Origin of the sequence: Streptomyces puniciscabiei, assembly GCF_006715785.1 — a bacterium.
Classification (GTDB): Bacteria; Actinomycetota; Actinomycetes; order Streptomycetales; family Streptomycetaceae; genus Streptomyces; species Streptomyces puniciscabiei.
Genome location: NZ_VFNX01000001.1, coordinates 196724 through 211416 on the forward strand (window position 1 = coordinate 196724; position 14693 = coordinate 211416).

The 14693-nt window shown below is 73.0% G+C and carries 12 protein-coding genes; 1 reads left to right on the forward strand and 11 read right to left on the reverse strand.

Translation table 11 applies throughout. The annotated features are described in order from the left end of the window. Positions 1 to 14: 14 nt before the first annotated feature. Genes FB563_RS00800 through FB563_RS00825 form a run of 6 tightly spaced genes read right to left on the reverse strand, consistent with a single transcriptional unit; the run spans position 15 to position 5451 of the window. Positions 15 to 1118 carry a glycosyltransferase family 4 protein gene (locus FB563_RS00800; RefSeq protein ID WP_055703603.1) on the reverse strand — a complete coding sequence of 368 codons (1104 nt, stop codon included), beginning with the start codon at positions 1116 to 1118 and terminating at the stop codon, positions 15 to 17. Further along, a complete protein-coding gene (locus FB563_RS00805) occupies positions 1115 to 1642 on the reverse strand; it encodes a dCTP deaminase (protein WP_055703604.1) in 528 nt (175 codons plus the stop codon). Before FB563_RS00805 ends, FB563_RS00800 begins: the two co-directional genes overlap by 4 nt. Beyond that, complete coding sequence (gene dcd, locus FB563_RS00810; RefSeq protein WP_055703605.1) at positions 1639 to 2169, reverse strand: dCTP deaminase; 531 nt, start codon at positions 2167 to 2169, stop codon at positions 1639 to 1641. The genes FB563_RS00805 and dcd overlap by 4 nt, the downstream gene beginning before the upstream one ends. Beyond that, the gene (locus FB563_RS00815) at positions 2166 to 3137 is read right to left on the reverse strand and encodes a diiron oxygenase (RefSeq protein ID WP_055703606.1); all 972 of its coding nucleotides are present in this window, start codon (positions 3135 to 3137) and stop codon (positions 2166 to 2168) included. Before FB563_RS00815 ends, dcd begins: the two co-directional genes overlap by 4 nt. Positions 3138 to 3166: 29 nt before the next feature. After that, positions 3167 to 4207, reverse strand: coding sequence for a methyltransferase (locus FB563_RS00820; RefSeq protein ID WP_063797008.1), 1041 nt, complete (start codon positions 4205 to 4207; stop codon positions 3167 to 3169). A gap of 2 nt (positions 4208 to 4209) precedes the next feature. Further along, positions 4210 to 5451 (reverse strand): cytochrome P450 family protein, encoded by a 1242-nt coding sequence (locus FB563_RS00825; RefSeq protein ID WP_063797006.1) that lies wholly within the window; start codon positions 5449 to 5451, stop codon positions 4210 to 4212. A gap of 285 nt (positions 5452 to 5736) precedes the next feature. Here FB563_RS00825 and FB563_RS00830 point away from each other — a divergent pair, with 285 nt between their 5' ends. Next, positions 5737 to 6432: a LuxR C-terminal-related transcriptional regulator gene (locus FB563_RS00830; RefSeq protein ID WP_063797007.1), complete on the forward strand. Its 696-nt coding sequence runs from the start codon at positions 5737 to 5739 to the stop codon at positions 6430 to 6432. A gap of 51 nt (positions 6433 to 6483) precedes the next feature. Here the strand turns inward: FB563_RS00830 and FB563_RS00835 are convergent, their stop codons facing one another. From FB563_RS00835 to FB563_RS00855, 5 genes are read right to left on the reverse strand one after another with little or no spacing between them, the layout of a single operon-like run. Further along, on the reverse strand, positions 6484 to 7656 hold the full coding sequence (locus FB563_RS00835; protein WP_055703610.1) for an NAD(P)/FAD-dependent oxidoreductase: 1173 nt from the start codon (positions 7654 to 7656) through the stop codon (positions 6484 to 6486). Positions 7657 to 7676: 20 nt separating this feature from the next. Then, complete coding sequence (locus FB563_RS00840) at positions 7677 to 9188, reverse strand: SagB family peptide dehydrogenase (RefSeq protein ID WP_055703611.1); 1512 nt, start codon at positions 9186 to 9188, stop codon at positions 7677 to 7679. Beyond that, positions 9185 to 10717: a SagB family peptide dehydrogenase gene (locus FB563_RS00845; RefSeq protein ID WP_055703612.1), complete on the reverse strand. Its 1533-nt coding sequence runs from the start codon at positions 10715 to 10717 to the stop codon at positions 9185 to 9187. Before FB563_RS00845 ends, FB563_RS00840 begins: the two co-directional genes overlap by 4 nt. A gap of 11 nt (positions 10718 to 10728) precedes the next feature. Further along, positions 10729 to 12744, reverse strand: a complete 2016-nt coding sequence (locus tag FB563_RS00850) for a TOMM precursor leader peptide-binding protein (RefSeq protein ID WP_055703613.1) — start codon at positions 12742 to 12744, stop codon at positions 10729 to 10731. Then, on the reverse strand, positions 12737 to 14605 hold the full coding sequence (locus tag FB563_RS00855) for a hypothetical protein (protein WP_055703614.1): 1869 nt from the start codon (positions 14603 to 14605) through the stop codon (positions 12737 to 12739). Before FB563_RS00855 ends, FB563_RS00850 begins: the two co-directional genes overlap by 8 nt. Between the last annotated feature and the right edge of the window lie 88 nt (positions 14606 to 14693).

A 14693-nucleotide genomic window follows, 5' to 3' on the forward strand; every position in this document is an offset into this window, starting at 1 on the left:
GGACGGTCGGTGGCTCACCGCACCTGGGCGGAGAGGGCGGCAAGGTCGCGGGCGGTCCTGGAGAGCGGAAAGCGCGCCGCGTTGGCGAACCCGGACCGGCGCAGACCGTCCAGCGCGCCAGGGTCGTCCCGCAGCCCGGTCAGCTCGGCCAGCGCCCGCCGCGGATCGGCGAGGAGATCGAGGGGCAGCGCCGAGTCGCCCAGCGCGTCCCGCAGCCCCGGCACCGGCTGGTACGCCACCGGCAGCCCGCACGCCTGCGCCTCCACGGCCACCAGACCGAACGCCTCCAGCTTCGCGGACGGCACCACCAGCAGATCGTGCTCGGCGAACGTCGCCCACAGCTCCTCGCGGCTCAGCCACCCGAGATGCCGTACGGCCGACAGGTCCCGTTCCCCGGCCAGCCGCCGGAACTCGGCGACCGGCGCGGCCATGCTGAGCCGCACCCCGGGTACGCCGGTCAGCGCGGCGACCAGTTCGGCGGCGCCCTTCTCGGCGGTGAGCCGGCCGGCGTACAGCACCCGGAGCGGCCCGTCCTCCCGGGGGACGCGGACCGGCGGCTGGGCCAGCAGGGCGTCCGGGACGCCCCAGGGGATGTGGACGATACGGCCGCTGTCCGTCCGCGGGGCCAGCCGGCGCAGTTGGTCGGCCATCCCGGCGGTCGGCACCACCAGGGAGCGGGCCGACTCGACCGCCTCCCGCAGCACCGCGCCCTGGGTCTCGTACTCGGCGGCGAACAGCAGGTCCGTGCCGTGCACCAGGCCGATGGCGGGATGCTTGGGGTAGCCCCGCAGCAGCGCCGGGGTGGCGCCGAAGGCGAGGTGCTGGAGGTGGACGACGTCCTGCTCGGTGTGCGGGAAGCGGGCGGTGACCGCGTCCGTCAGTCGGTCGACGTAGGCCCAGAAGCCTTCGCCGCTGAGCTGTTTGCCGGGGACGCCCAGCAGGGCGAGGGGGCTTTCGTCGGGCGGCGGGGTGGCGTCCGCAACCCCGGGGATCAGCATGAACGCGCTCGCCGCCAGCGGCCCGTCCGGGTCGAGGTACAGGTCCTTGAGCAGCTCGACGCTGCCGCCCGGACTCCCCCAGGGCAGATCGAGTCCGGTCAGGATCCGGGGTGCGCTCACCGCAGCTCCTCGTACAGCCGCGAGATGTCGATCCCGCTGGTCCGGGTGTATTTGCGGCCCAGTCCCTGATAGCTGGCCATCGCGCCCTCGGCGACCAGGAAGACGATCTTCCCGAAGGGCATCAGCGGATAGACCCGCACCGGCCGCGCCACCCGGATCTCCAGGGTCCAGCGGATGGCGTGGCCCACGTGTCCGAGCGGGGCGGAGACATGGACCCAGATGCCGAGCGCGCCGAGGCTGCGGTCGCCGTTGATCATCTGGGCGTAGCGCTCGGAGTGGGTGCGCTCGTGGGTGACGCCGAGGTAGAGCTGCCCCGGCCGCAGCACCATGCCCTCGGGCGGGATGACGTGCTCGGTGACCCGGGTCACGGCGGCGGCGTCCAGCTCGTCGCCCTCGCAGACCCGGATGCGGTCCCCGAGGTGCCAGTCGTAGGCGTTCGGCGAGATCCGCTCGGGATCGTAGGGCTCGATCACGATGTCGCCGCGCTCCACGGCGGTGGCGATGACTTCGCGGGTGAGGATCATGTCGTCGGCACCGCCACGTCCTTCCAGTAGCGGGACTCCTGGGGGCCCGCCGAGGACTGGTACTTGCCGCGGTAGAGGTCGACCTCGCCGAGCGACACGAAGAACATGATCTGGCCGATCTTCATCCCCGGGTACACCCGCAGCGGCCGGACCGGGGAGAGCATCAGCGTCCACTGGCCGTGGAAGCCGATGTCGCCGATGGGCGCCGTGATCTCCACGAACAGCCCGAGCCGCCCGACCGAGGACCGCCCGAAGAGCAGCGGCACGTACTGGTCGGAGCCGACCTGTTCCACGGTGTGCCCGAGATAGAGCTGGTCGGGTCTGAGGACATAGCCGTCCTCCCCGATGGTGATCTCCCGGGTGGCGTTGGGCCGGTAGGGGTCGATGACCTCGTCGGTGTAGGTCAGCAGCCGGTCGCCGAGGCAGACGTTGTAGCTGTTGGGGTTCACCTGGGCCGGGTTGAACGGCGAGATGACGATCCGGCCGTCGTTCGCGGCCTCGGTGATCTCGGGACCGGTGAGGATCACGTGGCCCTCCCCGTGGCGCCCGCGGCGCCCTCGAAGTCGAAGTCCACCCGGTCCGCCACGTCCAGCTCCCGCAGCATGCGCAGGATCCCGGAGAAGTCGGTGACGAGCAGGTCCGCCTGTCCGCTGCCCCGGGAGTCCTCGACGATGTCCCGGGCCTTGGGGATGCCCGCGAACTCCAGGACCTTCAGCCACCAGTCGAAGTCCTCGGCGCAGAAGGCGTTGATGCCGGCGGGCAGGGACGCCACGAAGAAGTCCTGCTGGGGCTTGGAGAGGTTGACGAAGACGTCCTTCATCACCTCGACCATGACCGGGCCGTGCGCCGACTCGTCGCGGGCGTGCAGCCGGGCGATCGTGGAGTGCAGCGGCTGCACGGTGGTGTCCCGGGCCATCAGGTCGAGGAAGGCGTTGACGCTCACCTCGCCGACCGTGGTCCACAGCAGGTAGAGCAGGTCCGACTCCCAGCGCTCGGCGGAGGCGTCCTGCGCCTGGTGCAGCAGCCGGTTGGTGACGGGGTGCCCGCAGTCGGGTTCGGCGGTGATGCCCCGGGCCTGGCGGGTGCGCTGCATGCCGAGCATGTGCATGTACGTGTGCCACACCTCGTCGATGTGGGACTGCCGCACGATCTCCTTGACCTCGAAGCGGTCCACCCCGGGGAACACGGCATGGCCGAGCTTCTCGAAGGTGGGGTTGACGACGAACTCCTCGGCGGCCACGACGCGTTCGTTGTACGCGATCCAGCCCAGGGTGTTCGCCGTGCGCCGTTTGTCCTCCGGGGCGTCCCGGAAGTCGGGGTGCTCGCCGAACGGCATCAGCGCGACGGGGTAGTCGAGCAGTTCGGGGTCGTACTCCTCGGCTCCGGTGACCTTCTCCATGTCGGTGCGGACGGTGGCCCGGCGGGGCCAGGCCGCCGCCAGCCGGCGGAGCGTGCTGGGGCCGACCTGACCGGTGGCTTCCTCGATGGATCCCAACTCTTGCGTTCCTCCGTTGTCTTGCCGCGTCATTCGGCCGGTCCTGCGGTGGGGCGGGCCTCGATGACCCGGTATCCGCTGAAGCCGAGCGGCGCGCCGATCTGTGTCAGCTCGAGGCCGGCGGCGTCGAGGAGCTCGGTGAACTCCCGCTCGGTGCGCTCCCGGCCGTGGGTCAGGACCATCAGGTTGAGGTCGCTGACGGTGAGGAAGGGGTCGGTCGTGGTGTCCGCGACGGGCGGTGCGACGACCTCGACGATCAGCACCCGGGCCGGGTCCGCCATGGCCCGGCGGCAGTTGCGGAGGATCGTCACGCAGGTCTCGTCGTCCCAGTCGTGCAGCACGCTCTTGATCACATAGCGGTCGCCGCCCTCGGGCACGACGGTGCGGAAGTCCTGGGCGGCCAGTTCGCACCGGTCCGCGACACCCGCGGCGGCGAGGACGTCCGGGGCTGCGGCCACCCCCACCGGGGTGTCGACCAGGATCCCGCGCAGGTGGGAGTGGTGCCCGAGCACCCCGGCGAGCAGGGCGCCGTTGCCGCCGCCGACGTCCACGACGGTCTTGACGCCGTCGAAGTCGTACGACCGGGCCAGCGCCTGGGCCTCCGCGCCGCCACTGACCGCCATCGCGGCGTGGAACTCCGCGCCCAGCTCCGGATCGGCCGCGAACAGGTCGAAGACCGAGCCTCCGGTGACCGACTCCACGGACGGCCGTCCGGTGCGCAGACACTCGGTGAACCGTCCCCAGGACGCCCAGACGGCTTCGCTGAAGTAGGGCATCAGCATCGGGCGGACGGAGCCCGGCACGTCCGAGCGGAGCAGGTCGCCCGCCGGGGCCAGCCGGAAGCCGTCCTCGCCCTCCTGCTCCACCACGCCGAGGGTGGCCAGGCCCCGCAGCAGTCGGCGCAGCGCCGGGACCCGGGTCCCGGTGTGTTCGGCCAACTCCTCTGTGGTCAAGGGTTGTTCGGCGAGCAGGTCGGGGAGCCGCAGCCGGGCGGCGGCGTGGATCATCTGGGCGGGAATGAAACCGAAGGCGAGGCGGTAGAGGCGGGCTGCCGCCATCGGGTCGATCATGGTCACGTGCCACTCGTTTCCGGACGAACAGGAGCGAAGGAGATGGGCAGTGCGGTCAGCCCGCACAGGATGCTGATCTGGCGCCAGCGCAACTCGTCGGCCGGGACAGCCAGTTGCAGTCCGCCGAACCGGCCGAGCAGCGCTCCGAGCGCCGTGGTCGCGAGCATCCGGGCCAGCGGGGCGCCGAGGCAGTAGTGGATGCCGTGCCCGAAGGCCAGATGGGGGTTGGCCGTCCGCCGTACGTCCAGGGTGTCGGCGTCCAGGAAGGCGCCGGGGTCCCGGTTGGCCAGGGACAGGCCGATGTTGACGACCGAGCCGCGGGGGATCACGGTCCCGCCGATGACCACGTCGTCGACGGCGACCCGGAGTGCGGACTGGCCCGCCGATCCCTCGTAGCGCAGCAGTTCCTCCACCGCCGACGGCAGCAGCGCCGGGTCGTCGCGGACCAGGGTCAGCTGGTCCGGGTGGAGCAGCAGGGTGAGCAGTCCGTTGCCGATGAGGTTGGTGGTCGTCTCGTGTCCGGCGACGAGCAACAGCACGGCCAGGCCGATGAGTTCGTCGTCGTCGAGGCTGCTGCGCTGTTCCTGGGCCACAATGAGGGCGCTGAGCAGATCGGGCTGCTCGTCCGGCGCCAGGCCTGGTCGTACGGCGGCACGCTTGGCCGCGACGAGCCGGGTGAAGTAGGCGCGCAGTCGGCGGGAGCGCTCCTCGCGGGTGCGCGGTCCGGCGGCGGTGGACAGGGTGCGCGCGGCCCAGGCGCGGAAGGCGTCCCGGTCCTGGGTGGGCACGCCGAGCAGCTCGCAGATGACCAGCACGGGCAGCGGGAAGGCGAGGTCGGCAATGACGTCCGCACGCCCGGTGGGCGCGAGGGCGTCGAGGAGTTCGCCGGTGACGGCCTCGGCCCTCGGCGCCAGCGCGTTGATCCGACGGCGGGTGAACCCGTGGGAGACGAGTCCGCGCAACCGGGTGTGGTGCGGCGGATCGTTGTTGGCCATCGGGGAGTAGGCGTTCGCGGTGTCGACCGGACGGCCGAGACGGCGCGGGTCGTTGGAGAGCCCGGGGGCGCGCAGGGCCTGGCGAGCCTCGGCGTACCCGGAGACCAGCCAGTACGTGAAGCCGCTCTCCTCCCGTACCAGGCGGACCGGTGATTCCGTGCGCATCCGCTGGTGGACCGCGTCCGGTTCGGTGAGCAGCCGGTACGGGCTGAAATCGAGCAACGGTTCGAGATCCGGCTTAGTCTGCACCTGTTCCCCCTGAGCCGACCGACCGGATCACCTTCGCACCGTGTGCCGGAAGCTGTCGTCCGCCCCTGGACCGGATTTGCTTCTCAGACTGGAGGTTGAGGTTCCGACTCCGTCTCCACCGGCCGCCACCTGGGGCTGTGAAGCCGAGCTCGAATGGCGCTAGATCTTTCCGGCGAGCTATCAGTACTCTGCAAGACGAGACAAGTGGTCCAGACCATCGGTCGTGGCCCGCTTCCAGTACGTCTGTCTTCGGGATTCATGCACTCATGGGGGTTATTTCACAGCATGACGAACACAACTGAGGCTGACTGTATACGGGTCCTGATCTGCGACCCACGCCATCTGATGCGAGCGGGGATGGTCAGCGTCCTGGAGAGAGAACCGGACATCAGCGTGGTGGGCGAGGCCCTCGACGGCCGGGAGATGCTCACCGCGGTGCAGAGCCTGCGCCCGCATGTCGCACTCATCAACCACGACGCCGACGCCGTGGACGGCATCGCCATGGCGCGCAGACTGCGCAGAACGGCCCCGGACAACGCGCCGGGCGTCCTCATGCTCAGCTCCCGGACCGAGCAGGCGGAGCTGCTGTCGGCGCTGAAGGGCGGGGTGCGCGGCTTGCTCCCGGGCAACTGCGACCCGCGGACCCTGCCCGCCGCCATCCGTGACATCGCCGGCGGCGCGATGGTCCTGAAGTCACCGAACGCCGTGCAGCTGATCGGCAGACTGCTCAACCGCTCGCCCGAGGTGGCCGCTTCCGCGGGCTCCGGGCAGCTCGCGCTGCTCACCACCCGGGAGCGCGATGTGCTGTCACTCGTCGCGAACGGCCACTCCAACCTGGTGATCGCGAAGATGCTGTCGCTGAGCGAGGCGACGGTCAAGTCCCACCTCTATCACCTGTGCCAGAAGCTCGGCCTGCGCGATCGCACCCAGGCCGTGATCCTCGCGTACGAGACGGGCCTGGTCCGCCCCTGCGCGGCCTGATCCGGCGGCCGGGGGCGGTGTCGGCGGCAGCGACCGACGCCGGTACCGTCCTCAGCCCGCCGCGGAGAGCAGTTCGGCCGCGTCGACATGGCTCACCGCCACCGACAGGAACGTGTTCACGGACGCCGGATCGCTCGCGATCCATCGGGTGAACTCCAGTCTCTCCCGGGTCACTTCGAGCCGTGCGGTGTCGAGCGCGGTCCGGTAGCGCGGCTCCATCAGCCGTCGGTGGCCGTCGGCATAACGGTCCAGGGCGGTCTCCAGCTCCCGGACGTCGTGCAGCCCCGCGCCGACCGACCCGGCGAGCAGCGCGGCCTGTTCGAAGGCGTCGCTGATGCCGGTCCCGGTGATGGAGTCCTTGTGGCATCCGGCGTCCCCGACCAGGACCCAGCCCGGCCCTCTGACCGTATGGATGTGGTTGAGCTGGCTGCCGGTGCCGCGCAGCCGCTCCACGCGCCGTGCCGACAGGGCGCGTTCGGCCAGGTCGGGGGCGGTGGTCCGGATGGCCTCCCGGTAGGCGCGGTCCGCGTCCCGCCGTATGTCCTGGAACTCCGCCTGCGGGAAGTAGGCGGCCACCAGGGTCAGTTCGTCGTGGGTGCCGACCACGCCGACGAGCCGTCCGGTCCGCTCGTACACCTCGAACTGTGCAGGCAGCCCCTCCCAGTAGCCGTAGTAGACGCAGGTGCGCGGGGTGTCCTCCCGCTCCACCGCCGCCCCGCACAGGCCCGCCAGCGTCGAGCGCATCCCGTCGGCGCCCACCACCAGCCGGGCCCGCACCGCGCTCTCGCCCCGGCCGGTCCGGCAGCGCACCCCGGTCACCCGGCCGCCCTCGGTGAGCACCCCGGTGACGGTGTGACCCTGCCGGAACTCGGCCCCGGCCTCGACGGCCCCGTCGATCAGCATGCTGTCCAAGACGTACCGGCGCGGCGCGTACACCGCGTCGATGCCCTCCTCCACGGGGACCGGACCGGCGAGCCGGACGTCCTGGAGCGTGTAGGAGATCCGGCGCACCGGTGGGCAGCCGGTCGCGGCGAGCCGGTCCAGCAGCCCCCAGCGCCGGAGCAGCCGCAGTCCGGGCCGGTGGATGTGCTGGGTGGAGAGGGTGTCGCTGGGGAAGGCCGCCCGGTCCAGCAGCAGGACCCGGTACCCGGCCCGCGCGAACAGCAGCGCGGTCGAGGCACCGGCGCTGCGCGCGCCGGCCACCACCACGTCGTAGGACTCCATGAGTCGGGTGCTCCTTCTGTTCAGAAACCGGCTCGCAGGGGCAGGTGCGGGTCCGTGCGGTCCGGTGCGCGGGGGCCCACGGTCACCAGTACCAGCGGCTGGAGCGGACCCGTGGTCAGACCGAGGGCCGACCGCACACCCTCGGGGTCGAAGTCGCAGTGCACATGGCTCTCCAGGCCGACGGCCGCGGCGGCCAGCGCGATCCGCTGGGCCGTGGCACCGGCGGCGATGTTCTGCGCCCGGTACCAGCGGTCCCCGCAGCGCTCGACCCCGCTGCGCGGATCGCCGCAGACCGCGAGGACCGCGGTGGCGGTACGGCATTCGTCGGCCAGCATGGGGCTCTTGGCCGCGGCGAGCACGTCCGGTACGGCGTCGGCCCGCCGGGTGCCGGTCAGCGCGTGGGCTTCGGCGTCGTAGAGGTACGCGCCCGTCTCCACCTCCGGGACCCGCTGGAGCAGTCCGGCGAGTTGGACCGGGACCTCCACCCCGGCCACCGGGGTCCCCGCGGTGGCGAGGAGGGCGGCGAGCGTCCGCTCGGGCACCGGGGCCGGCCGGAAGCCGTACGCCGTGCGGCGGCCCGGGAAGCCGTCGGCGAGGTCGAGGGCGGCGCGGGGCAGGGCGTGCCGGGGACCGTCGGGGAGCGGCCAGGGGGCCGGGCGGTCGCCGAAGTCCCCCGGTGCGGCGCGTCGGATGGCGGCGTGCAGGGCGGCGGCCTCGGCCAGGGCGGGGACCTCGGTGATGGGCATCGGGTCGGGCTCGGCGGCGGGCACCTCGGCGCGGCGGCGTGTGGAAGGCGCCGCTGCGGGTGCGTCCGGCCGGTGCAGGGTGATCACCGCGAACACGCTCTCCGCGAAGGAGGAGAGGCCGAGCAGTTCGTCCAACGCGGCGTCCTCGTAGCGCAGATGGACGGTCGCCGTCAGGCCCGTCGCCTCGGCCGCGGCCACCGTCTGCGCGGCCGCCACCCCGGCGTCGAGGCTCTGGAGGCGGTAGCCGAAGACTCCGTACTTGGCCATGTTGCGCCACAGCACGCTGCCCAGCAGCAGGACGAACTCCGGTTCCCGTGCGGGCGGTTCGGCGAGCAGGGGCGTGACCAGGTGACGTCCGTCGTCCGCGCGCAGGTGCTCCAGGGCGTGGTGGACCGGGTCGTAGTGGGAGAGTCCGGCGGGGAGACCGTCCAGGGCGGGATGCGCGAGGTAGAACTCCACGGGGTAGCGGGAGCCGGAGGCGGCGGCGGTACGGCCGGGTGACAGGAGCCTCCGGCGGGCGGCGGGACTGCCGAGGCCGAGCGGCATGATGCCGCTCATCCAGCGCATCCGGGTCAGTCCGGCCGCCCGGTGCAGCAGCCAGGACAGACGCCGGACCGGTTCCGCGTCCCGGGGATCCGGTCGGTCCGGCAACGGCCGACGGCGCGCCGACGGGTAGCGCTTGTGGACCGGCGGAAGCCGGAGCGGGTCGGCCGCGGGCAGCGCGTCCGGCGGCTGGTGGCCGGAGTCGAAGTACTCCAGGGCGGCCGAGGTTGTCGAGGACGTCATGCGGACCTCCAGTGCGGGACGGACATCAGATAGCGCTCGTCGGCTCCGGGGGTGCCGAGGGCGATCTGGAACACCGGCTCGTGGCCCGGCGGCAGACGCAGCGCGTGGGCGAGCGGTCGGGCGGCGTAGCCGTTGTGGATCCGCGCGGCAAGCCCGGACCGGGCGCTCAGCACGCACAGCCGCTGCGCGACGACGCCCGCCTCGTGGTGCAGCACCCGGAACCCCCGGTCACCGAAGGCCACTTGGCCTCGGCGGGCGGGCACCGACAGGAAGACGACGGCGTTCACCGTGCGGTAGTCGATATTGGCCGCCTCCAGACCGAGGCCGGCGGCCTGGGCGGGACCGAGGTGCCGTAGACCGTGTGCGGTCACCTCGTGCACTCCGTCCTCGGCCCCGGTCACATCGACCGCCCACAGGTGCGCCCGCACGGGCGGCGCGGAACCCTCCGGCACGGCGTCGGACCCGTACGGCGTGAAGGCGGGCAGGACCGCGTCGAGCACGGCCGCCACCGGCACCGGCCGCGGCTTCGGGTGGAACGCCGGTGCGCCCGAGGTGCGTCCGCGCAGACAGTCGGCGAGTTCCCCGGCCGGGGCGGGCGCGGCGGGCGCGTGCTCCTCGTGCGGCAGCCGGGCGAAGGACGCCGTGTCGGTGAGACGGGCGGCGGTGTCCAGCTCGACGAGGTCGGCGAGCGCGCCGACACCGGTGGCGGGACGACCGGGCAGCGGCGTCAACGCCACCTCCGCCTCGCGAGACGCCAGGTCAGGGCCCCTGCGCCCCGCGTACAACGGCACCACCGCGGCCACACTCTCCTCCGGACGCGAGACCCCGATCAGCCGCTCCAGCGGTTCGTCGAGGAATTGGTGCCGCACCTGTCCCCGCACACCGAGCGCGCCCGCGACCATGAGCGCGTTGCCGGCCACCAGACCCGTCTCCTGCGCGCACAGCCGGTACGCATACGCCCCGTACCGGAACGCCGTGCGCCAGAAGACCGTGGACAGCAGCAGCACGCCCACCGCACCCCCGAGGTCCGTGCCGAGCGCCGCGCCGAGCAGGGCGCGGAAGTCGCCGGCCCGCCGCAGCACGAGGGCGTGGTGCGCGGGGTCGTAGGCGTAGACGCCTGCGGGCAGCCCGTCGTGGCCCGGCGTCCACAGGTACGTCTCCACCGGCGCGAAGCAGCGGGCGGAGGGGGCGGCCCGGTGATAGGGCCAGCGGGCGGTGGGGCCGAACTCGGTGCGCAGGACACCGCAGGTGTAGTGGAGCAGCGCGGAGTGGAGGTCGGCGCTCGGCGCGGGCGGGCTCCCGGTGCCGTCGCCGAGGGCCCGGCTCAGCGTGCCGAGCGTCCGGGGCGGCGCCGGCAGCGGATACCGCGGCAGCGAGCCGTGGCGGGTGAACCGCTCCGGTTCCTCCGGCGCGCCCTCCCTGCCGCCCGGCCCCCGCCCGATCAGGTCGGCGTAGGCGTGCAGAGACCGGTGCCAGTACCGTGCGCCGGGCGGCTCGAGGACCCGATCGGCGCCTTCGACGGCAGTCATCCGCGGGGTCCTCACGGGAACGGGTGGGGGTGGGGGTTGATGTCCTCGGGCGTCAGCACACGGTCGCGGTAGCCGAGTGCGTACGGCACGGTCAGCAGCCGCGGGATTCCGTCGACCCGCCGGTTCTGGTGCCCGAACGTCATCGGCAGGGTGCCCGGCACCATCACCTTGACGCAGGCGAAGCCGCCCGCCCGGTGTTCCGGGGTCGTCTGGTCCACGACCACGACGTCCAGGCCCCGGTCCAGATAGCGGCGGAGCATCTCCTCCAGGTCCGCCCGCAGATCGGTGTGCGCGGGCCACCGCCACTGCTCCTCGAAGCTCGTGAACGGCCGTGCCTCGCGCTCCCCCAGCAGGAAGTCGAACCGGTCGAAGGCGTCCTCGTGGCTGTAGAGCACGGAGTGGTCGCCCATCACCTTCACCAGGGACGGGTCGCGCACCATGCGTGCGGCGCGTTCCCGCTCCGCCGCGTCGTAGATCTTGGCGTGCTCCAGCAGATGTGCCGTCTCGTGCAGGACGTTGACGACGGCCTTCTCGGCCAGCAGCGCGGAGCCGCCCGCGCACAGGACGCGCGGTCTGCCCGGGTCGCCGAGCGTGTCGAGACCGACCGCCCAGAAGCACGGGACGCCCTGTTCCAGGGTGGCCGAGTAGAGGCGGACCTCGTACCCCGTCCGGTGGCGCAGATGCTCGATCATCATGGGGATCGAGCGGTCCCGCGCGGAGTCCGGGTCGACGCGCGGGATCGGCATCCGCCCGTACCAGGTCATCAGGAAGGCGTCCCGTTCGGCCACCTCCAGCAGCCCGCACAGGACGGCCTCCTCCAGACAGCCGCCCATGGCGCAGCCGTTGGAGATCTCGTAGACGAAACGCGGGTCGTCGTGGCTGTGCGCCGCGTAGTAGGCGTACCGCTCCGGGACCAGCACCGGCTCGGCGCGGGCGAAGGACCAGCCCCACACCCAGGGCATCACCAGGTCCTCGTGGTACCGGATGTAGGGGAAGCCGGGCAGGTCGTGGCGGTCATCGGGGTAGAGCCCGAAGAGGTGCGGGTCCAGGGCGCGTTCCCCCAGCTCCCGCCTGCTCGCCGTGACCGTGGTGCGCCGCCCCCGCGGCTGCTCCCCGCCGAAGCGCTCCAGTGCCTCCAGCACGGCGGTGATCCGGGAGGTGCGGTAGTCGGTCGTACGGCCCCACCCGTGCTGCGAGCTGTTGCCGCGCAGGGAGCTGAGCGGGGCCACCGCGCGCGGCAGCGGCCCGCCCCGCTCGTCGTCCACGGACGGCACGACACCGGCGACGCGGTCCACGTAGATGTCGTACAACTCCCGTTCGCGCGCCACGACGTTCTGCACCCGGAAGACGTCGGGCGCGGGCTTGGGCCGGGCGGCCGGGGCGATCCGTGCCGCCTCGGGACCGTCGGGCGGCAGACCGCCGCAGTCCGCGCAGAGCGTGTACGGCAGGTAGCGGTGGGAGCTGATGGCGAGCGAGGCGAGTTCGACGCGGAGGAACCGGTCGCCCGGCCGGCGGCCCTCGGCAGTGCCCGCGCGATCGGCGGCGTCCTGCGGCAGGGGTCCGCCGGTCAGGGTCGACCGCAGGAGGCCGACGGCGAGTTCGGCCGCCACGGCCGCCGCCGTCCGGGTGCGCAGCGACGTGAGCCGGGCGGACAGGGCGGTGCCGTGGCGGGCGCGCAGGGTCTCGTGGTGCTGGGCCTTGTCGCGGGCGAGGCGGCGGCGCCAGTCGGCGCAGGTCGGGCAGGCGTCCCCGACGACGGGTCCGACATGGATCGCGTCCGCCTCGGTGTTCAGCGGGATCCAGGGGACCCCGGCGGCCTCCGCGGCCTTGCGGATCTCGGCGTATCCGGTCGTGTCGGTGGTGTCCGAGGCCACCAGGACGGCGGCGCAGGAGCCGAGCGCGTCGGCGAGGGCGCCGCGGTCCGGCCGTACCAGCGGGAAGGAGCGGGCCAGGACGGCGGCGGTGGCCCGGTCGAGCAGTCCGCCGTCGCCGAACAGGGCGACCGGGCCGCTGGGGTGCTCACGCATCGAGCAGCACCACCCGGACGAGATGCGGCAGTACAGCGTGCACGACCGGGTCCTGGTCCAGCGGTACGACGACGGGGTCGAGTCCGTCGGCGCGCAGGGCCTCGACGAGCGGGCGGTGCCGTTCTCCGTCGGCGCCCTCGGGCGGGGCCCACAGGGAGACTTCGGGCGAGGGCGCGTACTCGGTCTGGTCGTGCGCGTGGGCCTGGTGGGCCAGCAGCAGGCGCCCCAGGCCGGACGCGGCGGCCTCGGCGGGGGTGAAACCGGCCCCGCGCTCGGTCAGCCCGGTCTCCGCGTCACCGAGGCGGAAGGCGTAGGCGGTGACCCCGGCGGGAGCCCGGAGCGCATACGCCGACAGTTCCTCGCCCGTGGTGAGCAGCAGATCGCGGAACCGGCCTGCGAAGTCGCCGAGTTGGAGGTCGGCGAGTGCCACCGGCTCCTGTCGCTCCGTCGGCATCCGTCGCGCGAGATGGTCCAGCAGCGCCCGCTCCACGGCGTCGTCCCGTGTCGCACCGGCGGCCGTGCCGACGGGGAGATGCCCGAACACCTCGTCCGCCGGCACGTCCCTGACCGTTCCGTCCGCCGCCGCGAACCCGGTCACCGGGCCGTCCGCCGACAGCGCGCCCGCGCGGACGGCGTACGCGGCGAGTCCGTGCCGCAGCGCGGCGTCCTGGGCCTGCGCGAAGTCGGCCCCCGCGCCCCACACCGGGAAGAACTCCCCGGGGCGCCCGGGGTCGGCGACGGCGACGCGGACGACCCGCAGGGGGAACTGCTCGTAGTGCCCCTCGGACACCGGCCCCAGCACCCCGAGCCGCTCATCGGTCAACGCACCCACGCGTTCGGCGAGTTCGCCGCCGTCGGAGGCGTCCGGCGCTTCGGCGAGCCGGTGGACGGAGGTCTGAAGCGTCTCCAGGTCGACGCGGACGACACCGGCCGCCGGGGTGTCCTCCTCCGCGACCCCGGTGACGTGCTCGAAGGCGCGGAACACCAGGTGGTTGGCGACGATGCCCGGGACGGGCCCGGTGAGCAGGTCGCTCCGCGTCTCCGGGCTGCCCAGTCTCCGCCACAGCCTCTCCCAGCGCATCGCGGGACGGTCCGCCGGGCACACCGGCCCGATCCACGCCTCCTCGCCCAGGAGGGTCACGGCGATCAGGGTCCGGCCGAGTTCCGCGCAGGCGAGGTCGACGGCCGTGAGGTGCCCGGGACCGGTGCGGTCGGCCGCGTACAGGACAAGGTCGGCGGCCTCGACCGCGTGCCGCAGCGCCGCCGTGTCGGTGACGTCCAGCGATCCGTGGTCCAGGTGCTGTTCCACCGCACGGTCCCGGGCCTCGTCGGCGAGTTCCTCGAGCCGCACGCCCACTCCCAGCTCCTCCCCGCCGGTGGTCAGGGCCGAGACCCGAGCCACGCCCGTGAGCAGGGCGCCCTCCACGGTGGCGGAGAGCACCGCGCCCGCGCCGAGGACCAGGAGCCGGGTACGGCGGTACCGCTGGAAGCGCAGCGCGGGCGAGGAGCGGAACGACTCGACGAAGCCGATCTCGGTGGCGTATGCCTCCAACTCGGCCTCGGACAGGGTGTGTTCCTCGTCCTCGCCGACATCGCGGACCAGGCCGGCCTCGTGCAGCGCGCCGACGAGCCGCTCGACCATCTGCCGGGTCGCGGGCCGCATGCTCGCGGTGAGGTCGCCGACGCTGTGTCTGCCGTCGAGGTGCGGGGACAGCTTCTCCAGCCACGCGTAGGTCGAGGCGCCCTGGAAGGTGACGATGTCGCTGCCCTTGGTCAGCAGCACACCGTCCCCTTCGGGGGCGGGGGTGAAGAAGACGCCGGTTCTCATCCGCGGGCGCATGGCCGCGATCGTGCTCTGCATGGTGGAGGACTCCGCGTTCTACTGGTCGGGCGTGCGCCCCGAGCGAGTCGTGAGGTCGATCGTGTCAGCGGGCCCCCGCCCCGGTCGT

Coding starts and splice junctions, on each gene's coding strand:
- FB563_RS00830 (WP_063797007.1), top strand. CDS start 5,737: ATGACGAACACAACTGAGGCTGACTGTATACGGGTCCTGATCTGCGAC.
- FB563_RS00845 (WP_055703612.1), bottom strand. CDS start 10,717: ATGACTGCCGTCGAAGGCGCCGATCGGGTCCTCGAGCCGCCCGGCGCA.
- FB563_RS00835 (WP_055703610.1), bottom strand. CDS start 7,656: ATGGAGTCCTACGACGTGGTGGTGGCCGGCGCGCGCAGCGCCGGTGCC.
- FB563_RS00840 (WP_055703611.1), bottom strand. CDS start 9,188: ATGACGTCCTCGACAACCTCGGCCGCCCTGGAGTACTTCGACTCCGGC.
- FB563_RS00805 (WP_055703604.1), bottom strand. CDS start 1,642: ATGATCCTCACCCGCGAAGTCATCGCCACCGCCGTGGAGCGCGGCGAC.
- FB563_RS00820 (WP_063797008.1), bottom strand. CDS start 4,207: ATGATCGACCCGATGGCGGCAGCCCGCCTCTACCGCCTCGCCTTCGGT.
- FB563_RS00850 (WP_055703613.1), bottom strand. CDS start 12,744: ATGCGTGAGCACCCCAGCGGCCCGGTCGCCCTGTTCGGCGACGGCGGA.
- FB563_RS00855 (WP_055703614.1), bottom strand. CDS start 14,605: ATGCAGAGCACGATCGCGGCCATGCGCCCGCGGATGAGAACCGGCGTC.